The following is a 22944-nucleotide window of genomic DNA, read 5'->3' as shown; positions in this document are numbered from 1 at the left end:
GCCCACATGTCGCTTGGTCAACAACTGGCCCCGCACCTGCCTTTCCTTCGTCGCTACGCGCGCGCCCTGACCGGCAGCCAGCAGCACGGCGATTCCTATGTAAAGGCGGCGCTGGAGGCGATCGTCCAGGCGCCGGATCAATTTCCGCGCGACGTCGACCCGCGGCTGGGTCTCTATAAAACCTTCCAGGCGATCTGGGGGTCGGTCAACGTCGCCAATGACGACGAGCCCGAAGCAGGCGGCGAAGGCAGCGACAACGAATCGATCGCGCGGGCGCGCCTTGCCCGCATCACGCCGCTGCCGCGCCAGGCGCTGCTGCTGACCGCGATGGAGGGCTTCACGCCCGAGGATGCCGGCTATCTGATCGACACCGATGCCGACGAAATCGACCGGCTCGTATCCGAAGCGCTCGCCGAGATCGAGGAGCAGACCCGCGCCGAGGTGCTGATCATCGAAGACGAGCCGATCATCGCGATGGATCTGGAAACGATCGTCCGCGATCTGGGCCATGAAGTGACCGGCGTCGCCGTCACTCGCGATGAAGCCGTCGCGCAGGCCAAGGCGCATCGTCCGGGCCTGGTGCTTGCCGATATCCAGCTGGCCGACGACAGCTCGGGCATCGACGCCGTCAAGGACATCCTGTCCGAATTCACCGTGCCGGTGATCTTCATCACCGCGTTCCCGGAGCGGCTGCTGACGGGCGAGCGGCCCGAGCCGACCTTCCTGATCACCAAGCCGTTCCAGCGCTCGACCGTCAAGGCCGCGATCGCGCAGGCACTTTTCTTCGATCGGGCGACCGTTCCCGCCTGAGCGCCGGAACCTGCCACGGCTGGCTGCGTTATCGTGGGGTCCATCCGTGGCAGGGGCGAAATGAAAATGGCGGAAGAGGAAGTCCATCGTACGGCAACCGAAGCCCGCGCGGCCTCGAAGCCCGGGGTGGTCCGCTATATCCTCGCGATCGGGCTGGCCCTTGTCATCCTCGCCTTCATCGTCATCTATTTTGTGTGACGCGCCTTTGGCGCGCGTGCATACGATCATCTCGCATCCAAGGTTCTGAATGGCCGAAGCCACCGCCCGACGTATCGATCACGACCAGGAACCGGCCGCCGCTCCCCATGCGGCGCTGTCGGACGACGAGTTCCGCGAGCAGCTCGGCCTGGTTATCCCTCATTTGCGCGCCTTCGGCCGGTCACTGTCGGGCAACCGCGATACCGCGGACGACCTCGTCCAGGAAACGCTGCTGAAGGCCTGGGCCGCCAGGAAGCGATTCCAGGCCGGCACCAACATGCGCGCCTGGACCTTCATCATCCTGCGCAACCTTTATCTCTCCCAGATGCGCCGCGCGCGCTTCAAGGGCGAGTGGGACGATCTGGCCGCCGACCGGCTGCTGGCCGCGCCGGCCAGCCAGGACCGGCATGTCGAGCTGGCGGACATGCAGCGCGCGCTGATGCACCTGCCGCAGCCGCAGCGCGAGGCGCTGATCCTGGTTGGTGCCGGCGGTTTCGCTTATGAGGAAGCCGCCGAGATCTGCGGCGTCGCGGTCGGCACGATCAAAAGCCGCGTCGCGCGCGGCCGTGTCGCGCTGGAGGCGCTGTTGAGCGAAGGTTCGCTGCCTTCGCGGCGCGAAAGCCCGGGTCATGGCGGCCGCGGCGCGCTCGAGACGATCATGGGGCAGGTCGACGACCTCAGCCGCGATGTGGACGTCGTCGGCGGCCAGCATGACGAAGAAGACGACGAAAGTTAGTGCGCACCCTAAAGCGCGACGTGATCTAGCTTGTCGAGATAGCCGCGCATCTCGGCGGGAAGCTCGAAGCCGTCCCGGAACGCAACCTGCAGCGCACGGCCGATTCCTTCCGCCCGATTGGGCTTCGAAACGGCGATAAACCGGCCATCCATCATGGGCTGTTCGCTGCTTCCGCGGTTGAACATAACCGGTCCAACGCCCTGATCTGCGTGAAGGTTTCCTTGTTGTTGCGGCCGGAACAGAGCCGGGCCAAAGACTGTGGCATGGAAGCGACACTCGCTGCACCCCTGTCCGAGGCTCTCGATCGGGCCGCGCGCCATGCCCCTTTTCTGCGCGCCCAAATGGAGCGCCATGCCGATCTGGCCGAGCTGCTGCGGGCCGGAGACCTGGCTGCCGCGCTCGCCGCCTGTGCTGCCGGACTGGAGAGCGCTCCGGTCGCCCGGCGGCTGCGGCTGGAGAGGACGCGGACCGCGCTGGTGCTCGCGATCGGCGACTTGGCGGGCGCGCTGCCACTCGAAACGGTGGTCGAAGGACTGAGCGATCTCGCCGACCGCAGCCTGGATGCGGCAATCGCCGCCGCGATCGAGGAACGAACGCCGGGCGAGCCCGCGCGCGGCTTTGCCGTGATCGCGCTCGGCAAGCATGGCGGGCGCGAGCTCAATTACTCGTCCGACATCGATCCGATCTTTCTCTACGATCCCGCCACTCTTCCCCATCGCGGGCGCGAGGAGCCGGCCGAGGCGGCGGTGCGGATCGGCCGCCGCGTGATCGAATTGCTCCAGGCGCGCGACGCCGACGGCTATGCGTTCCGCGTCGACCTGCGGCTGCGTCCGTCGCCCGAGGTGACGCCGATCGCGCTGCCGATCGACGCGTTGATTTCCTATTATGAATCGAGCGCGGTCGCGTGGGAGCGGGCGGCGTTCGTTCGTGCCCGCGCCGCCGCCGGGGACCGGGCGCTGGGGCAGCGCTTCCTCGATGCGATCCGGCCGTTCGTGTGGCGCCGCTCGCTCGATTTCGGCGCCGTCAAGGAGATGCGGGCGATGTCGCACCGCATTCGCGCGCAGCATGGGCGCGAGGCGTTCGGCCCGGGGTACGATCTGAAGCGCGGGCGCGGCGGAATCCGCGAAGTCGAGTTCTTCGCGCAGATCCACCAGTTGATCCACGGCGGTCGCGACCGGGCTCTGCGCTCGCCGACGACGATCCCGGCGCTGCAGTCGCTCGCGGCGGCCGGCATCATCGACGGCGGCGAGGCGCGGGAGCTGGCCGATTCCTATCGCCTGTTCCGCACGATCGAGCATCGGCTCCAGATGGTCGACGATCGCCAGACGCATGAGCTGCCGCGCGACATGGCTGCGCTCGACAATGTCGCGCAGCTGCACGGGCTTGCGGGCTTCGGCGCGCTGCTCGACCTGCTCCGCCCGCAGGTCGAGAGCGTCGGCCGCACCTATGATGCGCTTGAGGATGGCGAAGCGCCGGGACTGCCGGTCGGAGCAGCGCTGGCGCCGGCGCTTGCGGAAGCGGGCTTCGATCCGCCGGATGCGGCGCGCGCGGTGATCGAGCGCTGGCGCGGCGGCGGCGTGCGCGCGGTCCAGAGCCCGGCCGCGCGCGAGGCGCTGGAGGAAGTGCTGCCGGGCTTGGTCGAAGCGCTTGGCCGCGCACCCGATCCGCAGGCAGCGCTGCACCGGATGGACGACATTGTCGGCCGCCTGCCGAGTGCGATCAATTTCTTCCGCCTGCTCGCCGCCCGTCCGCCGCTGATGCGGCTGCTGGCCGACCTATTGAGCCATGCGCCGACCCTGGCCGCGGCGCTCGGCCGCCGGCCGGAATTCCTGGACGGGCTGATCGACGCGACCGCGTTCGATCCCGCCCCTCCCGTTGCTGAGCTCGCCGCCAGCTTCGCCGCTGCCGAAGCGGGCGATTACGAGCGGCTGCTCGATCATGTCCGCCGCTCGGTGGGCGAACGGCGTTTTGCGCTCGGCGTGCAACTGGTCGAAGGGACCAGCGATCCGCTCGAAGTCGCTGCCGGCTATGCGCGGGTCGCGGAAGCCGCACTGGACGTGCTCGCCGCGGCCACGGCGGCCGACTATGCCCGGCAGCACGGCCGCGTGCCGGACAGCGAGCTGGTGATCCTCGCGCTGGGCCGGCTGGGCGGCGCGGCGCTGACCCATGCTTCGGACCTGGACCTCATCTACCTGTTCACCGGCACGATCGACGCGGCCTCCGGCGGGCCGAAGCCGCTGGAAGCGACGCGCTATTACAACCGGCTTGCCCAACGGGTGACGGGCGCGCTTTCCGTACCGACGGCGGCGGGGCCGCTGTACGAAGTCGACACGCGGCTGCGGCCCTCGGGATCGAAGGGGCTGCTGGCCGTCACGATCGAGTCCTTCGCCGACTATCAGCGCGAGAGCGCCTGGACCTGGGAGCATATGGCGCTGACCCGCGCGCGTCCCGTGTTCGGGTCGGATGCGGCGCGGGCGCGGGTGCAGGCCGTCATCGACGCGGTGCTGAATCGCCCGCGCGATACGCGGCAGCTGCTGAAGGACGTGGTGTCGATGCGCAGCGACATGGCGCGGCACAAGCCGCCGGCCGGTCCGCTCGACGCGAAGCTGATCGAGGGCGGGCTCGTCGATCTCGAATTCTGCGTTCATGCGGTCCAGCTGGAGCACCGGACCGGTTTCGACCCGCGGCTTGGGCCCGCAATCGCGGCGCTGATCGGGGCCGGGCTGCTGCCGGCAGACTTTGCCGCCGCCCACGACGTGCTTGCGCGGATGCTGGTCACGCTGCGGCTGGTGGCGCCGGACGCGCAGGAGCCGCCGCCTCCCGCGCGCGCGCTCGTCGCCCGCGCCTGCGGGTTCGAGAGCTGGGACGCGCTGCTTGATGCCTATGCGGCGGCGCGGCAGAGCGTGCGCGACTGTTGGGCGCGGATCGTCGCGCGAGCTGAGGAGGATTGAGGATGATCGGGGATCAGGCGCCCGAGGTTGCGTTCGAAGGGCCGGACGGGGCCGAGACGACGCTCGCGGCGTGGCGCGGGAAGCCGCTGGTGCTCTATTTCTATCCGAAGGACGACACGAGCGGCTGCACACGGGAAGCGCAGGACTTCACCGCGCTTGCCGGGGCGTTCGCAAAGGCCGGCGTCGCGCTGCTCGGCGTCTCGAAGGATACGGCGAAGAAGCACAAGGCGTTCACCGAGAAATACGACCTGAAGGTCCCGCTCGGCACCGATACCGACGGCAAGCTGCTGGAAGCGTTCGGCGCCTGGGTCGAAAAGAACATGTATGGCCGCAAATATATGGGGATCGAGCGCTCGACCTTCCTGATCGACAAGGAAGGCAGGATCGCGCGCGAGTGGCGCAAGGTGAAGGTACCGGGACACGCGGAAGAGGTGCTGAAGGCGGCGCAGGAGCTGTGACGAAAATCCTCCCCGGAACGGGGAGGAGCTATGACCGACGTTTCCGAAGCCGCCCGCGCGGTCCTCGCCACAGCCACCCCTCACGCGAAAGTCCGCGCCGCCCGCGCCGCCGCGCGTGAGTGGCGCTTGGGCCGGCTCGACCATGGTTTCTCGGCCGCGATGCCCGACCGTTCGGCACGCCCGGACGCGCCCGAGCTGCTTCCGCCCAACCGCATGCCGAAGCGCGGGCGCGCCGGGTCCGGAGCGTCGCGGATCGCGATGATCCATGCGCTGGCGCACATCGAGTTCGTCGCGATTGACCTGGCGTTCGACATGCTCGGGCGGTTCGGCGCGTCGTTCCCACGCGCGTTCGCGGACGACTGGATGCGGGTCGGGGCCGAGGAGGCGATGCACTTCGCGCTGCTGGATCGGCGATTGCGTGCGCTCGGCAGCTTCTATGGCGCGCTCCCGGCGCATGACGGACTATGGCAGGCGGCGGAGGAGACGGCGCACGACCCGCTTGCCCGCCTCGCGGTGGTGCCGATGGTGCTGGAAGCGCGCGGGCTCGATATCACGCCGGCGACGATCGAGCGCTTCCAAAGCGTGGGCGATCGCGTCACCGCGCGCATCCTGACACGCATCCTGGCCGATGAGGAACGGCACGTCCGCGCCGGCACGCGCTGGTTCAATTTTGGGTGTGAATCGGCCGGACTGGAGCCCGTTTCGACCTGGCAATCCCTGGTCGCCCGGCATTTTCGCGGGGTTTTGAAGCCTCCGTTCAACGACTCGGCGCGCGAGCGAGCCGGTCTAACCCGAGACTTCTACATGGTAGGTTGTCATTAACCTGCTGATTGCAGACAAGTCCGGCAAGCCGAGCGGGGGGCACCGCTAGGCAAGAAATCACAGGTCCGGCGCGACGCGGTCGCTCGGATCGAGAGGTCGCCGGAAGGACGTGTCTTGTTCTCAACCGAAGCCAACGCGGTGCGCGCAAACCGGTTCCGCCGGATTTTCAATGTGAAGAGCGCGGTGCGTTCGGTGTTTGCGGTTGCGATCGCAACCACGTCGGTGGCGGCGTCCGCCGATAGCGGCGACGCCCAGTTCAAGGCGCTGTTCCAATCCTGGAAGAAGATGGACCAGGTCGGCCAGACCGTGTCGGGCGATCAGGGCAGCATGTCGGTGCCGTCGCTGAAGCCGGTCGCGAACCTCAATTTCAGCAGCTTCTACGGCGTCCGCTCCGATCCGTTCCGCGGCACGGCGGCGATGCACGCCGGCGTCGACATTCCCGGCCCGACCGGCACGCCGATCTATGCGACCGCCGACGGCATCGTCGAGCGTGCGGGCTGGACCGGCGGCTACGGCAATCTTGTCGAGCTGGAGCATGGCCGCGGTCTCGAAACCCGCTACGGCCACCTGTCGAAGATCCTCGTCTCGCAGGGCCAGCGCGTCCATCGCGGCGACGTGATCGCGTTGATGGGCTCGACCGGCCGCTCGACCGGCAGCCACCTTCACTATGAAGTCCGCATGGACGGCCGCGCGGTGAACCCGGTTCCCTATCTCGATTCGGCCGAACTGGCGGTTGCGATGAAGCAGCGCGTCAACGCGATGACCGCGCCGCTGGCCCAGGGCGGCCCGGACGGCGACACGATCGGCACCAACTGATTATCGGGAATGGAGAGGAGCCGCCGGCCATGTTGCCGGCGGCCTTTTCAATTCCTACATCGCGACCGTGAGCGATCCGATCCAGCTGACCTCTTCCGCCGCTGAGCGCGTCGCAGCCATTGCCGCGCGGCAGGGCAAGCCTGCGATCCTGCGGCTGTCGGTCGAAGGCGGCGGCTGCTCCGGCTTCCAGTATCGCTTCGGCCTGGCCGATTCGATCGAAAGCGACGACGCCCAGGTCGAGACCGACGGGGTGACCCTGGTCGTCGACAGCATCAGCCTTGATCTCGTGCGCGGCGCCGCGGTCGATTATGTCGAAAATCTCGGCGGCGCGGCCTTCAAGGTCGAAAATCCGAACGCCGCCTCCGGATGCGGCTGCGGATCGAGCTTCTCGGTTTAGGGTCGCGCTCTTTCCTGAATTGCGCCGGCCCGCTACGCCGCTCCCATGCGCATCGTCACCTACAATGTGAACGGCATCAAGGCCCGGCTGCCTCGCCTCATCGAGTATCTGGACGAGCAGAAGCCGGATGTCGTGTGTCTCCAGGAACTGAAGTCCTCCGACGAAACCTTCCCTGAAGCAGAGATGCGCGCGGCCGGATACGGCGCGGTGTGGCACGGCCAGAAGGGGTTCAACGGCGTCGCCGTGCTCGCGAAAGGCGCCGACCCGGTCGAGCGCCGGCGTGGCCTGCCCGGCGATCCGGACGACACCCACAGCCGCTATCTCGAGGCCGACGTGAACGGGGTGGTGATCGCGTCGATCTATTTGCCCAACGGCAATCCGGTGCCCGGTCCCAAGTTCGATTACAAATTGCTCTGGATGGAGCGGCTTTGCGCGCATGCTGCCGAATTGCTCGCCGAGGAGCGGGCGGTCGTGCTGGCCGGCGATTACAACGTGATCCCGACCGACGCCGATACGTTCTCGGTTTCGGCAATGGCGCACGACGCGCTGATGCAGCCGGAAAGCCGCCAGGCGTTCCGCCGGCTATTGTATCAGGGCTGGACCGACGCGCTGAAGACGCGGCATCCGGTCACGCCGCTCTGGACCTTCTGGGACTATCAGGCCGGCTGCTGGCAGCGCGATGCGGGGTTTCGCATCGACCATCTGCTGCTGAGCCCGCAGGCGGCCGACCGGCTCGTCGATGCCGGCGTCGATAAAAGCTATCGCGGCCGCGAAAAGGCGAGCGATCACGCGCCCACCTGGGCGGTCATCCGCGACTAGTCGCTTTGTTAACCAGAACACGGTAAATCCGGCCGAAACCTTTTGGGACGCGTGGGAAGTTGAGGGTCGGCACGAAATTGATCGCACGGAGCCTGGCCGGAGCGGCGTTGCTGCTCGGGCTGGCGGGGCTTGCGGTGATGACGCCGGGCCTGGCCGCGAGCGAGGGCGGCACGCTGACGATCCCGCTCGACCCGCCGCCGCCGCCGCCGCCGATGCCGGGCGTTGCCGGTCCCGCAGGCGCGCCGCTGGTGGTGATCGACGCCGGCCATGGCGGCTATGACCTCGGCGCCAAGGCTGCGACCGGCGAACAGGAAAAGGACCTGACGCTCGCCGTTGCCCGATCGGTGCGCGATGCGCTCGCCAGGCACGGCCGCGTTCGGGTCGCGCTCACGCGCAGCGACGATCGCTTCCTGGCGCTGCGCGAACGCTATGAGATGGCGCGCAAGCTGGGCGCGTCGCTCTTCCTGTCGATCCACGCGGACTCCGCCGGCGACGACCAGGAAGCGCATGGCGCCACACTCTACACATTGTCGGAAGTCGCGTCGGATGCCGAGGCCGCCGCGCTCGCCAATCGCGAGAACAAGGCCGATATCGTCCGCGGGGTGAATCTCAGCGGCCGGCCCGAGGCCGTCACCTCGATCCTGATCGATCTTGCCCAGCGGGAATCGCTCGAAAACGCCGCGGCCTTCACGGACCAGATTCACCGAGAGGCGCAGTCGGTCCTGCCGTTCCGCCGCGATTTCCACCGCAAGGCCGCGCTGGTCGTGCTGAAGGCGCCGGACGTGCCCTCGGTGCTGCTCGAGACCGGCTATATCACCAACGACGCCGATCGCGGCCTGCTCTCGTCCCAGGACGGTCGCGCCCGTGTCGGCGCGGCGGTTGCACGTGCGATCGAGATTCATTTCGCCAGGCGCTTCGCCCAGCGGTGATATCCGGTTCCAAAGCCGCCGAAACTTGCTAGAGCCGGGATCGGATGGAACAGTCTGAGACGGCGGGCTCGCGCTTTACCCTGAAGCGGGCGGGCGATTATCGGCAAAAGCTGAGCGAGCTATGGGCGCGGCGCTGGTTCCGCTGGATCGCCTATGCCGCCGGGCTGCTGCTGCTCGGCTATGCGCTGATCTGGGTGATGTTCGCGCGCGACCTGCCCTCCGTCGACAAGCTTCGCACCTACCAGCCGCCGCTGCCGACCAACGTCCGCGCGATCGACGGCACGCCGATCCACTCTTATGCACGCGAGCGCCGGGTTCAGCTTTCCTATCCGGAGTTCCCGCAGAAGCTGGTGCAGGCCTACATCTCCGCCGAGGACCGGACCTTCTTCAGCCATGGCGGCGTCGATTATCCGGGGATCGTTTCCGCGGTCATCAAGAACCTGACCCATCGCGGCCGTCCGGTGGGCGCGTCGACGATCACCCAGCAGGTCGCGAAGAACCTGCTTTTGGGCAACGAGCTCAGCTACAAGCGGAAGGTGCGCGAGGCACTGCTCGCCTATCGGATCGAAGACGCGCTCACCAAGCAGCAGATCCTTGAGCTTTATCTCAACCAGATATTCCTCGGCCGGAACGCCTATGGCGTGCAGGCTGCATCGCGCGCCTATTTCGACAAGGACGTGGCGGAGCTGACGCTGCCGCAGATGGCGTATCTCGCGATCCTGCCGAAGGGGCCGTCCAACTACGATCCGGAACGGCACGAAGACCGCGCGCTTGCCCGACGCAATTGGGTGCTGGGCGAGATGCTGCGCAACGGCTTCATCAGCAAGGCCGAGCATGACGCGGCGGTCGCCTCGCCGCTCGGCACGGTGCCGCGCCAGGGCACGCGGTTCGAGGCCAATGCCGGCTATTTCCTTGAAGAGGTCCGGCGCGAGCTGATCGATCGCTTTGGCGAGAATGCGGAAGCGGGGCCGAACAGCCTCTACGCAGGCGGGCTATGGGTGCGCACCTCGCTCGATCCCCGACTCCAGCAGCTTTCGGAAACGGCGCTGCGGGACGGATTGGTCCGCTACGATCGCGGCAAGGGCTGGCATGGCCCGATCAAGAAGCTGCCGATCGACGGCAATTGGGCTCAGCGCCTCGCCGCCGCCAATCTTGGCGCCGGCTATGCCAATTGGCACGTCGCGATCGTGCTCGAAAAGACGGGCGGCGAGGCGAAGATCGGCTTCCAGAGCGGCGAGACCGGAACGATGCCCGCGTCGGCCGCGAGCATTCCGGTGGCCGGCAAGGGCGGAACCACGTTCGACGCGCTCAATCCCGGCGACGTGATCGCGGTGGAGCAGGAAGGCAGCACCTGGTCGCTGCGCTCGATCCCCGCCGTGTCCGGCGCGATGGTGGTGGAGAATCCGCATAACGGCCGCATCATGGCGATGCAGGGCGGGTGGGACAGCCGTATCCACAGCTTCAACAACGCCACCCAGGCGCTTCGCCAGCCGGGGTCCACGATCAAGCCGTTCGTCTATGCGGCGGCACTCGACAATGGCATGACGCCCGCGACCCTGATCGTCGACGGGCCGTTCTGCGTCTATCAGTCGGCGCTGCTGGGGCAGAAATGCTTCCGCAATTTCTCGGGCGGCTATGCCGGCCCGCAGACGCTGCGCTGGGCGATCGAGCAGTCGCGCAACCTGATGACGGTGCGCACCGCCTCGCAGACCGGCATGGACAATGTCGTGCGCACGATCGCGCGGATGGGGATCGGCAACTACAAGCCGTTCCTGTCGATCGCGCTCGGCGCCGGCGAGACCACGGCGCTGAAGATGACCAATGCCGTCTCGCAGCTGGTGGCGCTCGGTCGCGAGCTGAAGCCGACGCTGATCGACTATGTCCAGGACCGGAACGGCAAGGTCATCTACCGAACCGACGGCCGCTGCGCGTTGATGCGGACCTGCAACGCGAAGGATTGGGACGGCAAGCCGATGCCGCGTCCGCCCTTGCGCGGGCGACAGCTGATGGATCCGATGACGGCCTATCAGATCGTCCACATCATGGAAGGCGTGGTGCTGCGCGGCACCGCCCAGACCCTGCGCGAGCTCGACCGGCCGCTGATCGGCAAGACCGGCACCACCAGCGGCCCGACCAATGTCTGGTTCATCGGCGGTTCGCCCGACCTGATTGCCGGCACCTATGTCGGCTATGATCAGCCGCGGGCGATGGGCGGCTATGCGCAGGGCGGCACGCTCGCGGCGCCCATCTTCAAGCAATTCGCGCGCGAGGCGCTGAAGGACATGCCGGTCGTCTCGTTCCGCGCGGCGCCCGGCATCCGGTTCGTGCGGATCGACCGTCGCTCCGGCCGCAAGGTGTTCGGGACCTTCCCGTCGCTGACCGAGCCGAAACCGGCCGTGATCTGGGAAGCATTCAAGCCGGAAAGCGAGCCGCGCCGCACGATTCGCCGCGAAGAGATCGCTGCAAGGCCGAAGGAAAAGCAGCTTCCGCCCGACGTTCCCGTCCGCCAGGGTCCGCGCGATAGCGAGTTCCTTGAGCGCGAGGGCGGGATTTACTAGGAGCCTCGACCGGCCCCACGTGTAGGAACCTCTCGAATGCGCGCCGAAGCGCAAGCCTATGTCGACCAGATCAACGACGCGCTCGCGCTGCTCCGGCGGTTCCTTGACTGGGACCGGGCCCTGCGGCGTCTCGACGAGCTGAATGCGAAGGTCGAGGACCAGTCGCTCTGGAACGATCCGAAGCAGGCCCAGGCGGTCATGCGCGAACGCCGTCGGCTGGACGAGGCGATTGCCGCCACGCGCGCGATCGAGCGCGAGCGCGACGACACGGTCGAGCTGATGGAGCTGGCCGAGGCCGAGGGCGACGAAGCGCTGGTCGATGAAGGCGTGGCGAGCCTTGCCGGGCTCGCCGAGCGGGCCGAGCGCGACAAGGTCGCGGCGCTGCTCGCGGGCGAGGCCGACGCCAACGACACCTATGTCGAGGTCAATGCCGGCGCCGGCGGCACCGAGAGCCAGGATTGGGCCGGCATGCTGCAGCGCATGTACACGCGCTGGGCCGAACGCCACGGCATGAAGGTCGAGCTGATCGACTATCACGCCGGCGAACAGGCGGGCATCAAGTCGGCGACGTTGCTGCTGAAGGGCGAGAACGCCTATGGCTATGCAAAGACCGAAAGCGGCGTGCACCGGCTGGTCCGCATCAGCCCCTATGATTCGAACGCGCGCCGTCACACCAGCTTCGCCAGCGTCTGGGTCTATCCGGTCGTCGATGACGATATCGAGATCGAGGTGAACGAAGGCGATCTGCGCATCGACACGTTCCGCGCTTCGGGCGCGGGCGGGCAGCACATCAACACCACTGATTCGGCGGTGCGCATCACCCACTTGCCGACCGGCATCGTCGTCCAGTCGCAGAGCCAGCGCTCGCAGCACAAGAACAGGGCCGAGGCGTACAGCCAGCTTCGCGCCAAACTGTTCGAACTGGAGCTGCAGAAGCGCGAGGCGGAGGCGAACGCGACCAACGCGACCAAGACCGATATCGGCTGGGGCCACCAGATCCGTTCCTACGTGCTGCAGCCCTATCAGCTGGTGAAGGATCTGCGCACGGGCGTCACTTCGACCGCGCCCGGCGACGTGCTGGACGGCGCGCTCGATCCGTTCATGGCCGCTGCGCTCAGCCAGCGGGTGACGGGCGAAAAGGTCGACGTCGAGGACGTGGAATGAACCGCTTCTCTGCCGCGGTCGCGCTGATGCTCCTGAGCGGCTGCCAGGTGCCCGCAGAGCATAATGCGGCCGAGGCGCGGGAGCATGCGTCCGAATTTCCCAAGGCGCATCGGCCGGTCGCCAAGATCGTCTCGAGCCGCTGGTCGGACGAGGAAAGCCGCGACCGATTGAAGGAAGCGGAAGAGGTGATGGACCGGGCCGGCGTCGCTCCCGGCATGACGGTCGCCGATATCGGCGCGGGCGAGGGCTATTACACCGTCCGGCTCGCCGCACGCGTGGGCATGAAAGGCCGCGTGCTCGCCGAAGACATCGTGCCCGAGGTCCGCAATGCGCTGGCCGAACGCGTGAATCGCGAGCGGCTCGACAATGTCTCGGTCAGGCTCGGCGAAGCCGCCGATCCGAAGCTGCCGCCGAACAGCTTCGACCGCGTGTTCATGATCCACATGTACCATGAGATCGAGGAACCCTATGAGTTCCTGTGGAACCTGCGTCCCTCGTTGAAAGCGGGCGGTCAGGTGATCGTGGTCGACGCGGATCGCCCGACCGAGGCGCACGGCACGCCGCCCGCGCTGCTCCGCTGCGAATTCGCCGCGGTCGGCTACAGCCTCGTCCGGATCGAGCCGATGCCGAATGCCGGCGGCTATTTCGCGGCGTTCGAGGCCCGTGGGCCGCGTCCGGAGCCGCGCGCGATCAAGGGCTGCGGCTCACAATAGGCCGCGTTCGCGGAACGAGACCATATCGCCGCCGCCGAACACCAGATGGTCGCGGACCGTCAGGCCGATCGGGCGCGCGGCCCGGAGCAGGCTTCGCGTCGTTTCGATATCGGTGATGCTGGGCGTCGGATCGCCGCTTGGATGGTTATGCGCCAGGATCACCTCGTTGCTGTCCAGCGCCACGGCATCGGCGATGATGCCGCGGACCGGGAGATCGATCGGCTCACCCTCTGCCGCGAAGCGAAGGCGGACACCGATCAGACGCCGCCCGGCATCCAGATGTGCGACATAAAGCCGCTCGTCGCGGGCGCGCGTCAGCGCCGGGGCGAACAGCCCGCGCGCCGCCTCCAGACTGTCGACAATGCGAACCCGGCGGCGTTTCGCTCGCTCCATCGGGCACGTCGTATGGAAGGCACCGGACTCCGGGAAAGCCGGGCAACGGTCCGGATCGGATCAAGGGCGCTCAGACTGATCCGAAATGGAGAAGGTTAACCGAGCACGCCCATCACGATTAGCAGGAAGAAATAGGCGCTCAGCGCCCAGAAGGCGAAGATCAGCAGCGCGGCGAGCCGGACCAGCGCGCTGAAGCGGCCGATCCCATAGGCGCCGCGAAGCTGCCGGTACATGTGGATCGGCGGTATCAGCAGCGCCGCCATCGCGATAACGTCGTCCGGCATGCCGATCTCGCCAAGAATCGTGAGCGCGATCACCATCAGCGACATGAACGACAGCGAATAGGTGACGAACACGGCATGGTCGTACACCTTGAAGCGACGCTTCCAGGCGAACAGCAGCCACACGAACGGCGTCGAGATCGGGATCAGCGCCCAGGAGAATTTATAAGCGCTCGACTGGAGCTTGTAGAGGACCAGGTTCGGATTCTCCTTGGCCTTGGCAAGACCCGCGTCCAGCCGCGCCCAGCCGGTCTGCAGCTTGCTTTCCTGCCATGCCTTCCAGCCGGTAATCTCGCTCAGGCCGACCACCTCCTCCCGCGCTTTCTCGACGCGACTGGATAGCCGCTCCCGCTCCTCCGGCGTCGTGGCGGCGGCGCGAAGCGCCTTCAGCCGCTCCAGCTCTGCCTTGGCCTGCGGGATCTTGGCGCGCGCAGCGGCCTGCGCGACTTCGGTGGGTGCCGTGTTTTCGGGCACCTCCATATGCGCGCCGATTGCACTGAACAGCGCGAACATCAGGAACACCGAGAATAGGAACAGCGCCATTGGTGAGATGAAGCGTGCCCGCTCGCCGTGAATGAAGCGCCGCGTCAGCTCACCCGGCCGCCAGGCGAGCAGCGGCAAAGTGTTCCAGATCTTCCCTTCGAAATGCAGCACGCCGTGGGCAAGATCGTGCCAGATCGCGGAGAGCGAGCGGTGGACGTGCCCGGGCTGGCCGCAGCGATGGCAATAGTCGCCGAGCAGGGCCGTCCCGCAATTGAGGCAAAGCGCATGCGACGCGTCGTCGTAGCTCCGCGTCCCGCTCGTCCGCTCGATCGCGCCGGCCAGCAATGCGCCGGTGACCAGATCCCCTGTCGCTTCCACCCCAGTCATTGCGCGAGCGTAGCAGAATTCACGCAGGCCATGCTAGGCGGCTGGTCGATGACGTCCGCCGAGAACCGGATCGCCGACATGGCGCAACAGGCGCGCGCGGCTGCGGCCGAGCTCGCGCGCGTCGAGCCGGCGCAAACGGCTAAAGCGCTTCGGGCGGCTGCATCGGCAGTGCGCGGCGGAGCATCTGCCATTCTCGCTGCGAACGATGAGGATCTTGCCCGCGCAGGCAAACTCAGCGCGGCGATGCAGGACCGCTTGCGCCTCGACGCCGCGCGTGTCGAAAACATTGCCGCGGCGCTGGAGGCGGTCGCGGCGCTGCCTACTCCGCTTGGCGACGTGATCGATACGCGGACGCGGCCGAATGGCTTGAGGCTCGATCGCATCCGCATTCCGATCGGCGTGGTCGGGATCATCTATGAAAGCCGCCCGAACGTGACCGCCGATGCGGGGGCGCTCTGCCTGCGGTCAGGCAATGCGGTGATCCTCCGCGGCGGCTCCGAGGCGCAGGCGAGCAACCGGGCGCTGCACCAGGCGATGCGGACGGGCCTCAGCTCTGCGGGATTGCCCGAGGCCGCGATCCAGCTGGTCGACGATCCGGACCGGGCGCTCGTCTCGGCGATGCTCCGCGCCGCGGGCGGCATCGACCTGATCGTGCCGCGCGGCGGCAAGTCGCTGGTTGCCGCCGTCCAGGCCGATGCGCGCGTGCCGGTGCTGGCGCATCTCGACGGCAATAACCACGTCTATGTGCATCGGGCCGCCGATCCGGCGATGGCGGAAGCGATCGTGATCGACGCGAAGCTTCGCCGCACCGGCGTCTGCGGGGCGATGGAAACGCTGCTGATCGATGCGGATTATCCTGCCGCAATCCCGCTCGTCGAAGGGCTGCTGGAGCGCGGCTGCGAGCTGCGCGGTGACGGCCGCGCGCAGGCCCTCGACCCGCGCATCCGCCCCGCGGCGGCGGAGGATTGGGGCACCGAATATCTGGAGGCGATCTGCGCCGTTGCGATCGTCGACGGCCTCGACGCCGCGCTCGCGCACATTGCCGCGCACGGCTCCGGCCATACCGATGCGATCGTGACGGCCGACGCCGCGGCCGCCGAACGCTTCCTCGCCGAAGTGGACAGCGCGATCGTGCTCCACAACGCCTCGACCCAGTTCGCGGACGGCGGCGAATTCGGCCTGGGCGCCGAAATCGGCATCGCCACCGGCCGCCTCCACGCCCGCGGCCCGGTCGCGCTGGAAGGGCTCACCACCTACAAATGGGCCGGGCGCGGATCGGGGCAGGTGCGCGGTTGAATCAGATGTATACAACTGCTAATTGACGGGAATGAGTACGGCCGTCATCACCGCGCGTGTTTCCGAGGAATTGGCAAAGACGCTGGATGCGCTGGCCTCCCGGATGGACCGGTCGCGCTCGTGGATACTGGCGGCGGCAATCAAGAGCTATATTGAAGAACAAACATCCTTCCTGGATTTCGTCGAAGAGGGCGAGCGCGCTATCGACGAAGGCCGTTCCTATACGAAAGAAGAGATGGATGCGTGGTTCGATGAGCGCATCGCCGCTGCTCAGGCGCGCATGAAGCGCGCGGAAGCTGCGTGAGGCGTCTGGTCTTTGCCGACCCGGCAAAACAGGACATCGCCGACATAGAGGGCTATTGGCGCGAGCGCGACGATCTGATCGTTGGCTTCTATAATGCCGTGCGTGAAGCGACCGATTTTCTACTGGAAACGCCGGGCGGCGGACCCCCTATCGAGGGGTCGCCGCGCCGTAAATGGAGGCTGGGCCGAACACCCTTCCTGATCATCTACAGGGTGACGCGCACCGAACTGCGCATCTTGCGCGTGGTTCATCAGAGCCGAAACTGGCGATCGCCTTTGTGACTCGCATCGGCCTTCTCGGCGGCAGCTTCAATCCGGCGCATGGCGGGCATCGGGCGATTTCGCTGTTCGCGATCCGCGCGCTGGAGCTGGACGAGCTGTGGTGGCTGGTCTCGCCCGGCAATCCGCTGAAGGACCCGGAGAGCATGGCGCCGCTCGAGGTGCGGCTTGCCTCGGCGCGCACCCAGGCGCGCGGCACGCGCATCCGCCCGACCGCGATCGAGACGGAGCTTGACACGCGTTACACGGTCGACACGCTCGCAGCCTTGAAAAGCCGCTACCCCAGCCACAAATTCATCTGGCTGATGGGCGCGGACAATCTGTTGCAATTTCATCACTGGCGCGCGTGGCGAGAGATCGCCCGGCGGGTTCCGATTGCGGTGATTGCGCGGCCGGGGTATAACCGGGCTGCCCACGCGGCACCCGCGATGGGCTGGTTGCGGCGCTTCGTCCGGCCCGTGGCCGATCTGAGGAACTGGACGAACTGGAGACCGCCGGCGCTCGTGCTGTTGCGCTTTGTCCCCGATCCTCGTTCGGCGACCCGCATCCGCCAGGCCGACCCTCATTGGCACCGCCGCGCGCTCTCACGCGTTGATCTTTCACGACGAACGCACTCTAGCTGAGGAACCCACTTGGCCGCACAGTCACTCGCTTCCCGTACGCCCGAGGCCGATCCGGTCTCGGCGCTGCACAACCTCGTCCTGTCCTCGCTGGAGGACGATCAGGCGATCGAGACCGTCTCGATTCCCCTGGAGGGCAAGAGCAGCATTGCCGATCACATGGTGATCGCATCCGGCCGCTCGACCCGCCAGGTCGCCTCGATGGCGCAAAAGCTCGTCGAGCGGATGAAGGGCGAGCTTGGCCGCGGCGCCCGCGTCGAAGGCCTTCCCGCGGCCGATTGGGTGCTGATCGATGCCGGCGACGTGATCGTCCACCTGTTCCGCCCGGAAGTGCGCAGCTTCTACAATCTGGAGCGGATGTGGGCGTTCGGCGAAGCTCCGCAGCCGCCCAACCCCGCGCACGCATAGGTCTTGCTGCTCCACATTGTCGCGCGCGGCCGGATCGGACGCGGGCCCGAGGCCGAGTTGGTCGCGCGCTATGAAAAGCGCATAACCTGGCCGCTGAAACTGACCGAATTGCCGGACGAAGGCGGGCGCGTGCCTCCACGCGATCCGAACGGCGTGACGGTCGCGCTGGACGAACGCGGCGAGCAGCTGACGTCCGTTGAGTTTGCGAGGCGGCTCGAAAAATGGCGCGATGCAGGAAAGCGCGAATGCCGCTTTCTCATCGGCGCCGCGGACGGTCACGGTGAAGGCGAACGCCAGTCCGCAGACCTGCTGCTCGCGTTCGGCTCTGCGACCTGGCCGCACCTGCTGGCCCGCGCGATGCTGATGGAACAGCTCTTTCGCGCGACGTCGATCCTTGCCAATCATCCCTATCACCGGGAGGGATGATGAAGCTCTGGTTCGCGCTCGGTACGCTGGTGGCCGCGACTGCACTGGCTGCCCAGAATACGCCGGACCCGCGCGCCCGGCTGGCTGCTGCCCAGGCCCAGGCGAATGGCGCGCGTGCGCGATCGGCCCGGCTGGAGGCGCAGGCCGGCGCCGCGCTCGATCAGGCCGATCGGGCGCGGGCCGCGCAGGCCGCGGTCGCCGCGCGAATTCAGGCATCGGAGGCGGATATCGAGGCGGCCGAGGCTCGTCTCGCGATCGTGCGCGGGCTTCAGCGCCGGCAGGAGCGACGGCTGGCTGCCCAGGAACAGCCGATCGTGCGCCTGATCGCCGCACTGGAGACGATGGCGCGTCGGCCTGCGGCCGCGACGCTGCTGCAACCCGGAAGCCTCAACGATCTCGTCCATGTCCGCGCCGTTTTAGGAACGGTGACGCCCCGCATCGCGGCGCAGACGGCGGGCTTGCGGGCCGAAGTCGCCCGATCGGCGGCGCTGCACCGGCAGGCCGCGCTTGCCCTTTCGGCTCTGCGCGAGGGGCAGCGCCAGGGCCGCCTCGAACAGCAGCGCCTCGCCAGGCTGGAAGTCGAACAGCGCCGCCGCTCGGCCGTGCTGGCCGGCAGCGCCCGGCTGGAGGCGGAACGCGCGCTGGCGCTCGGCGAAAGCGCGCGCGACCTTGAGGATCTGGTCAGGCGGCTCGGGACGGAGGGCACGCTGCGCGATCGGCTCGCGAGCCTGCCTGGCCCGCTGCCGCGTCCTGCGCAGCTAACGGACGCGTTGCCGGTCGCCGCCGGGTCTGCCGTGCCGCAGCGCCTGTCCTATCGGCTGCCGGTGCTGGGCTCGGTCGTCCGCGGCTTCGGCGAGGCGTTGCCGTCCGGGATGCGCGCGAGCGGCGTGTCGATCGCCGCAAAGCCAGGCGCGATCGTCGTCGCGCCTGCTGCCGGCCGCGTGACCTTCGCCGGCCTCTACCGAGGCTATGGCGGCATCGCGATCATCGATCACGGCGACGGCTATATGAGCATCGTGACCGGCCTTGCCTCCAATATCGCCCGGATCGGCGACACCGTCGCGGAAGGCAGCCCGCTCGGCCGCGCCGGACGGAACGGCATCACCGTCGAGCTCCGGCAGGACGGCAAGCCGGTTAATCCGACGACTCTCGTCGGTTAACCTTTAACACCCGTCGAAAAGCCTATATTCTCGATTCGATAACTCCGGCAGGAAGTGTTTGATGTTCCGTCCCCTGTTCCGCGCCACCGCCCTGGCCAGCGCCCTTGCCCTGGTGCCGCTGGCAACCTCCAGCCTCGCCGCCGTCGACAACGACACGTACAAGGAACTCGACCAGTTCATGAACGTGTTCGAGCGCGTGCGCGCCGAATATGTCGACAAGGTCGATGACAAGACGCTGATCAAGGGCGCGATCAACGGCATGCTGGCGAGCCTCGATCCGCACAGCTCGTTCCTCGATGCGACCGACTTCCAGTCGATGAAGGCGCAGACGGACGGCAATTATGGCGGGCTCGGTCTGACCGTTTCGATGGAGGACGGCGCCGTCAAGGTGATCGCGGCGAGCGAAGACACGCCGGCATCGCGGGCCGGGATCAAGGCCGGCGACTATATCACGCATCTGAACGGCGAGCTGCTCTATGGCGGCACGCTGGACGAGGCGGTCGAGGAAATGCGCGGGAAGCCCGGCACGACGCTCAAGATCACCATCGTCCGGCCCGGCCGCGACAAGCCGTTCGACCTGACGCTGACCCGCGAAGTGATCGAGCTGAAGCCGGTCAAATGGGAAGTGAAGGGCGATGTCGGCGTCATCAACATCAACGCCTTCTCGAAGAACACCGGCGCCGGCGTCCGCGCCGCGATCATGGGCATCGAAAAGTCGCTCGGCCATAAGCCTGCCGGCTATGTCGTCGACCTGCGCTCCAACCCCGGCGGCCTGCTCGACCAAGCGATCGAGGTCTCCGACGCGTTCCTCGATCACGGCGAGATCGTCTCGCAGCGCGGCCGCGAGAAGAACGACATCGAACGCTATTACGCGAAGCCCGGCGACGACACGCACGGCGCGCCGGTGATCGTGCTCGTCGATGCCGGCTCCGCCTCGGCGTCGGAGATCGTGGCAGGCGCCCTGCAGGACCAGCATCGCGCGATCGTGATGGGTGAGCGCAGCTTCGGCAAAGGCTCGGTGCAGACGCTGCTGCCTTTGTCGCAGACGACCGCGCTCCGCCTCACCACGGCGCGCTATTACACGCCGTCGGGCCGGTCGGTGCAGGAAGGCGGCATCGAACCGGACGTGCTGGTGCCGCAGCTCAGCGACCCGGACTACAAGGATCGGCCGCGCTTCCGCGAGGCGGACCTGCGCCGCCACCTGATCAACCAGGCGAAGGTCGACAACTCGATCCTCGAGGACGACGTGAAGGAAGACCCGCGCTTCCGCCTCACCTCGGAACAGCTCGAGAAGCAGGGCGTGAAGGACTTCCAGCTCGATTATGCAGTGAAGACGCTGGAGCGCCTGACCAAGCTGCCGCAGGTCCAGACGGCGTCGCGCGGCAAGTAAGCTCCGGTTCAGCCTGTTAGCCGCCAAATCCGGTTTGGGCTGAGCTAGTCGAAGCCCTCCCTTGTTCTTTTTCCGAAATGAAGGAAGGAGAAGGGAGGCCTTCGACAGGCTCAGGCCAAACCGAGTTTAGGGCGCAAACTGAATGACCACCCTCGCCAAAGCCCGCCTCCTCGCCCTGCTCGCGCCGGCAGCCCTGCTGGGCGGTGCGCTCGCGTCGCAGCATATCGGCGGGCTTTATCCGTGCGAGATGTGTTATTGGCAGCGCTGGCCGCACGAGGCGGCGATCGTGTTCGCGCTGCTCGCCTATGGCCTTTCGGGACAGCCGCGCTGGTCGCGTGCCCTCGTTTTCCTTGCTGCGGTCGCGATCGCGATTTCCGGCGCGATCGGCGTGTTTCATGCCGGCGTCGAATATCGCTGGTGGGAAGGCGTCACGAAATGCTCGCGCGGGCCGTCCGCCGCCAACGCTCAGGATCTGCTGAAGGCGATCATGAACGCGCCGCTGATCCGATGCGACCAGCCGCAATGGACGCTCGGCGGGGTGTCGCTGGCCGGCTTCAACGCGATCTTCTCCTTTGCAGCCGCGATCGCCATCTGGGCGTTGTTGGCGGGTAACAGGAGGCGCGCATGAAGCCTGGCGACAAGAGACCCGATGCCGCGTCGATGCTGCGCGTCGATCAGGCCGGCGAATATGGCGCGACCCGCATCTATGCCGGACAGCTTGCCGTGCTCGGCGACCGCGCGCCCGCGGCCCGCGTCATTGCCGGCATGGCCGCGCAGGAGGAAGCGCATCGCAAGCGCTTCGATGCGATGATCCTCGAGCGGGGCGTCCGCCCGACCGCGCTGCAGCCGGTGTGGAATGTTGCCGGTTTCGCGCTCGGCGCCGTCACGGCCGCGATCGGCCCCGAGGCGGCGATGGCCTGCACGGCCGCGATCGAGACCGAGATCGACCGCCATTACGGCCAGCAGCTCGAAGCGCTCGGCGACACCGATCCCGAGCTGTCGGATCGAATCCGCGAATTCCGGGCGGACGAGGTCGCGCACCGCGATCACGCGCTCGCCGCCGGCGCCGAGCGGGCGCCCGCTTACCCGCTCATGTTCCACGCGATCCGGCTCGGCTGTCGCGCCGCCATCGCTCTGTCCAAGCGTATCTGAGGAGTGTCTGCGATGTTGAAGAAGACTCTGGCCGCCATCGCGCTCGGCGCTCCGCTGCTGCTGCCGGCCGCGCCCGCGCAGGCCCAGCGCAATTCCAACGAACAGGTGCTGGTCATCTTCGGCAACGACAGCTGCCCGCGCGACACGATCTGCGTCCGCCGTTCGGAAGGCGAGCGTTACCGCATCCCGCAAGAGCTGCGCCGGATCAAGCCGAGCCCCGAAAGCCAGAGCTGGGCGGCGCGCGCGCGCAGCATGGAATATGTTGGCGCGTCGGGGATCAACAGCTGCACCCCCTCGGGCGCTGGGGGCTGGACCGGCTGCTACCAGCAGATGCTTCGCCAGGCCCGCGAGGAACGCCGCGCCCGTGCGAACGGCGAATTGCCGGACGGGCAGTGAGCCTCGCGCGGCCAAGGCCCTGACCGGCACGGGCCCATGCCGAAGATCGACATCGACGCGGTCCCGAAGCAACTGGGCTCCGGCTATCCGGCGCCGTTCGACCGGCCTTGCTCCGATCGCATTCGTCAGCGGCTCGGCAATGCGGGGGGCTTGAGCGCCTTCGGGGTGAATCTGATGCGGCTGCCGCCGGGCGGCTGGTCGAGCCAGCGGCACTGGCATTCGCACGAGGACGAGTTCGTCGTCGTGCTGGAAGGCGAGCTGACCCTGGTCGAGGACGGCGGCGAGACACTGTTGCGCGCGGGGGAATGCGCTGCGTTTCCCGGCAACAGCGGCAATGGCCACCACCTGGTCAACAGGTTGGGCGAAACGGCCGTCTATCTGGAGATCGGATCGCGCGACCCGGCGGATGTCACCACCTGCTCGGATATCGACATGATGAGCACGAACGCGGACGGCCGCTTCGTTCATAAGGATGGATCGCCTTATTAGACGCTCGAACGGCTTCACTCCATGTCGGCTAAGGGTTGTGCACTGCTTAGCCCCTCTCCCCCGAGGGGAGAGGGCGACTCGCGCGCCAGCGCGAGCGGGGTGAGGGGGTC

28 protein-coding genes are annotated in these 22944 nt (G+C 67.4%); 25 read left to right on the top strand and 3 right to left on the bottom strand.

Annotated elements, in window-relative coordinates; all coding sequences use genetic code 11:
* The first annotated feature begins 6 nt into the window (after positions 1-6).
* Genes SCH01S_RS14900 through SCH01S_RS14890 form a run of 3 tightly spaced genes read left to right on the top strand, consistent with a single transcriptional unit; the run spans position 7 to position 1744 of the window.
* Complete coding sequence (locus tag SCH01S_RS14900; RefSeq protein ID WP_046349630.1) at positions 7-810, top strand: response regulator; 804 nt, start codon at positions 7-9, stop codon at positions 808-810.
* 60 nt (positions 811-870) lie between these two features.
* The gene (locus tag SCH01S_RS16850; RefSeq protein WP_046349629.1) at positions 871-1008 is read left to right on the top strand and encodes a hypothetical protein; all 138 of its coding nucleotides are present in this window, start codon (positions 871-873) and stop codon (positions 1006-1008) included.
* Positions 1009-1057: 49 nt separating this feature from the next.
* Entirely contained in the window at positions 1058-1744 is a 687-nt protein-coding gene (locus tag SCH01S_RS14890) for a sigma-70 family RNA polymerase sigma factor (RefSeq protein WP_046349628.1), read from the top strand.
* An 8-nt stretch (positions 1745-1752) separates the two neighbouring features.
* On the opposite strand, the gene SCH01S_RS16650 is transcribed toward SCH01S_RS14890, so the two are convergent.
* Entirely contained in the window at positions 1753-1899 is a 147-nt protein-coding gene (locus SCH01S_RS16650; RefSeq protein WP_157033010.1) for a hypothetical protein, read from the bottom strand.
* A 108-nt stretch (positions 1900-2007) separates the two neighbouring features.
* Here SCH01S_RS16650 and SCH01S_RS14885 point away from each other — a divergent pair, with 108 nt between their 5' ends.
* The 10 genes from SCH01S_RS14885 to SCH01S_RS14840 all read left to right on the top strand — a co-directional run bounded on the left by SCH01S_RS14885 (position 2008) and on the right by SCH01S_RS14840 (position 13371).
* A complete protein-coding gene (locus SCH01S_RS14885) occupies positions 2008-4695 on the top strand; it encodes a bifunctional [glutamine synthetase] adenylyltransferase/[glutamine synthetase]-adenylyl-L-tyrosine phosphorylase (protein ID WP_046349627.1) in 2688 nt (895 codons plus the stop codon).
* 2 nt (positions 4696-4697) lie between these two features.
* A complete protein-coding gene (locus tag SCH01S_RS14880; RefSeq protein ID WP_046349626.1) occupies positions 4698-5153 on the top strand; it encodes a peroxiredoxin in 456 nt (151 codons plus the stop codon).
* Between the two features lie 30 nt (positions 5154-5183).
* Positions 5184-5975 (top strand): ferritin-like domain-containing protein, encoded by a 792-nt coding sequence (locus tag SCH01S_RS14875; protein WP_046349625.1) that lies wholly within the window; start codon positions 5184-5186, stop codon positions 5973-5975.
* A gap of 114 nt (positions 5976-6089) precedes the next feature.
* Entirely contained in the window at positions 6090-6791 is a 702-nt protein-coding gene (locus SCH01S_RS14870; RefSeq protein ID WP_052733968.1) for a M23 family metallopeptidase, read from the top strand.
* Positions 6792-6849: 58 nt separating this feature from the next.
* Positions 6850-7188: an iron-sulfur cluster insertion protein ErpA gene (gene erpA, locus SCH01S_RS14865; RefSeq protein WP_046349624.1), complete on the top strand. Its 339-nt coding sequence runs from the start codon at positions 6850-6852 to the stop codon at positions 7186-7188.
* 45 nt (positions 7189-7233) lie between these two features.
* Complete coding sequence (xth, locus tag SCH01S_RS14860; protein ID WP_046349623.1) at positions 7234-8007, top strand: exodeoxyribonuclease III; 774 nt, start codon at positions 7234-7236, stop codon at positions 8005-8007.
* A 77-nt stretch (positions 8008-8084) separates the two neighbouring features.
* The gene (locus SCH01S_RS14855) at positions 8085-8936 is read left to right on the top strand and encodes an N-acetylmuramoyl-L-alanine amidase family protein (RefSeq protein ID WP_052733967.1); all 852 of its coding nucleotides are present in this window, start codon (positions 8085-8087) and stop codon (positions 8934-8936) included.
* 44 nt (positions 8937-8980) lie between these two features.
* On the top strand, positions 8981-11494 hold the full coding sequence (locus tag SCH01S_RS14850) for a penicillin-binding protein 1A (RefSeq protein WP_046349621.1): 2514 nt from the start codon (positions 8981-8983) through the stop codon (positions 11492-11494).
* A gap of 36 nt (positions 11495-11530) precedes the next feature.
* Positions 11531-12658: a peptide chain release factor 2 gene (gene prfB, locus SCH01S_RS14845; RefSeq protein ID WP_046349620.1), complete on the top strand. Its 1128-nt coding sequence runs from the start codon at positions 11531-11533 to the stop codon at positions 12656-12658.
* Positions 12655-13371 (top strand): class I SAM-dependent methyltransferase, encoded by a 717-nt coding sequence (locus tag SCH01S_RS14840; protein ID WP_046349619.1) that lies wholly within the window; start codon positions 12655-12657, stop codon positions 13369-13371. The genes prfB and SCH01S_RS14840 overlap by 4 nt, the downstream gene beginning before the upstream one ends.
* On the opposite strand, the gene SCH01S_RS14835 is transcribed toward SCH01S_RS14840, so the two are convergent.
* Together SCH01S_RS14835 and SCH01S_RS14830 are read right to left on the bottom strand one after the other, a co-directional pair.
* Positions 13363-13764, bottom strand: a complete 402-nt coding sequence (locus tag SCH01S_RS14835) for a JAB domain-containing protein (RefSeq protein WP_046349618.1) — start codon at positions 13762-13764, stop codon at positions 13363-13365. The two genes, SCH01S_RS14840 and SCH01S_RS14835, sit on opposite strands and share 9 nt — an antisense overlap.
* A 95-nt stretch (positions 13765-13859) precedes the next feature.
* Positions 13860-14915, bottom strand: coding sequence for a DUF3667 domain-containing protein (locus tag SCH01S_RS14830; RefSeq protein ID WP_046349617.1), 1056 nt, complete (start codon positions 14913-14915; stop codon positions 13860-13862).
* Between SCH01S_RS14830 and SCH01S_RS14825 the strand changes: the two genes are divergently transcribed.
* From SCH01S_RS14825 to SCH01S_RS14770, 12 genes are all read left to right on the top strand, one after another.
* Positions 14814-16211 (top strand): glutamate-5-semialdehyde dehydrogenase, encoded by a 1398-nt coding sequence (locus SCH01S_RS14825; RefSeq protein ID WP_084689604.1) that lies wholly within the window; start codon positions 14814-14816, stop codon positions 16209-16211. The two genes, SCH01S_RS14830 and SCH01S_RS14825, sit on opposite strands and share 102 nt — an antisense overlap.
* Before the next feature lie 31 nt (positions 16212-16242).
* Positions 16243-16515 (top strand): CopG family ribbon-helix-helix protein, encoded by a 273-nt coding sequence (locus tag SCH01S_RS14820; RefSeq protein ID WP_046349616.1) that lies wholly within the window; start codon positions 16243-16245, stop codon positions 16513-16515.
* On the top strand, positions 16512-16796 hold the full coding sequence (locus SCH01S_RS14815; RefSeq protein WP_046349615.1) for a type II toxin-antitoxin system RelE/ParE family toxin: 285 nt from the start codon (positions 16512-16514) through the stop codon (positions 16794-16796). Before SCH01S_RS14820 ends, SCH01S_RS14815 begins: the two co-directional genes overlap by 4 nt.
* The gene (locus SCH01S_RS14810) at positions 16793-17416 is read left to right on the top strand and encodes a nicotinate-nucleotide adenylyltransferase (protein WP_046349614.1); all 624 of its coding nucleotides are present in this window, start codon (positions 16793-16795) and stop codon (positions 17414-17416) included. The genes SCH01S_RS14815 and SCH01S_RS14810 overlap by 4 nt, the downstream gene beginning before the upstream one ends.
* Positions 17417-17425: 9 nt before the next feature.
* On the top strand, positions 17426-17821 hold the full coding sequence (rsfS, locus tag SCH01S_RS14805; protein ID WP_046349613.1) for a ribosome silencing factor: 396 nt from the start codon (positions 17426-17428) through the stop codon (positions 17819-17821).
* Positions 17822-17824: 3 nt separating this feature from the next.
* A complete protein-coding gene (locus SCH01S_RS14800; protein ID WP_046349612.1) occupies positions 17825-18247 on the top strand; it encodes a 23S rRNA (pseudouridine(1915)-N(3))-methyltransferase RlmH in 423 nt (140 codons plus the stop codon).
* Positions 18244-19407, top strand: coding sequence for a murein hydrolase activator EnvC family protein (locus tag SCH01S_RS14795; protein WP_046349611.1), 1164 nt, complete (start codon positions 18244-18246; stop codon positions 19405-19407). The genes SCH01S_RS14800 and SCH01S_RS14795 overlap by 4 nt, the downstream gene beginning before the upstream one ends.
* Before the next feature lie 61 nt (positions 19408-19468).
* A complete protein-coding gene (locus SCH01S_RS14790) occupies positions 19469-20797 on the top strand; it encodes a S41 family peptidase (RefSeq protein WP_046349610.1) in 1329 nt (442 codons plus the stop codon).
* 142 nt (positions 20798-20939) lie between these two features.
* Complete coding sequence (locus SCH01S_RS14785; RefSeq protein WP_046349609.1) at positions 20940-21425, top strand: disulfide bond formation protein B; 486 nt, start codon at positions 20940-20942, stop codon at positions 21423-21425.
* Positions 21422-21949, top strand: coding sequence for a demethoxyubiquinone hydroxylase family protein (locus SCH01S_RS14780; protein ID WP_046349608.1), 528 nt, complete (start codon positions 21422-21424; stop codon positions 21947-21949). The genes SCH01S_RS14785 and SCH01S_RS14780 overlap by 4 nt, the downstream gene beginning before the upstream one ends.
* A gap of 12 nt (positions 21950-21961) precedes the next feature.
* Positions 21962-22345 carry a hypothetical protein gene (locus SCH01S_RS14775; protein WP_046349607.1) on the top strand — a complete coding sequence of 128 codons (384 nt, stop codon included), beginning with the start codon at positions 21962-21964 and terminating at the stop codon, positions 22343-22345.
* Positions 22346-22381: 36 nt separating this feature from the next.
* Positions 22382-22834, top strand: a complete 453-nt coding sequence (locus tag SCH01S_RS14770) for a cupin domain-containing protein (protein ID WP_046349606.1) — start codon at positions 22382-22384, stop codon at positions 22832-22834.
* Positions 22835-22944: the final 110 nt, after the last annotated feature.

Source organism: Sphingomonas changbaiensis NBRC 104936 (genome assembly GCF_000974765.1).
Classification (GTDB): Bacteria; Pseudomonadota; Alphaproteobacteria; order Sphingomonadales; family Sphingomonadaceae; genus Sphingomonas_B; species Sphingomonas_B changbaiensis.
This window is presented reverse-complemented; position numbering and strand designations above follow the sequence as displayed.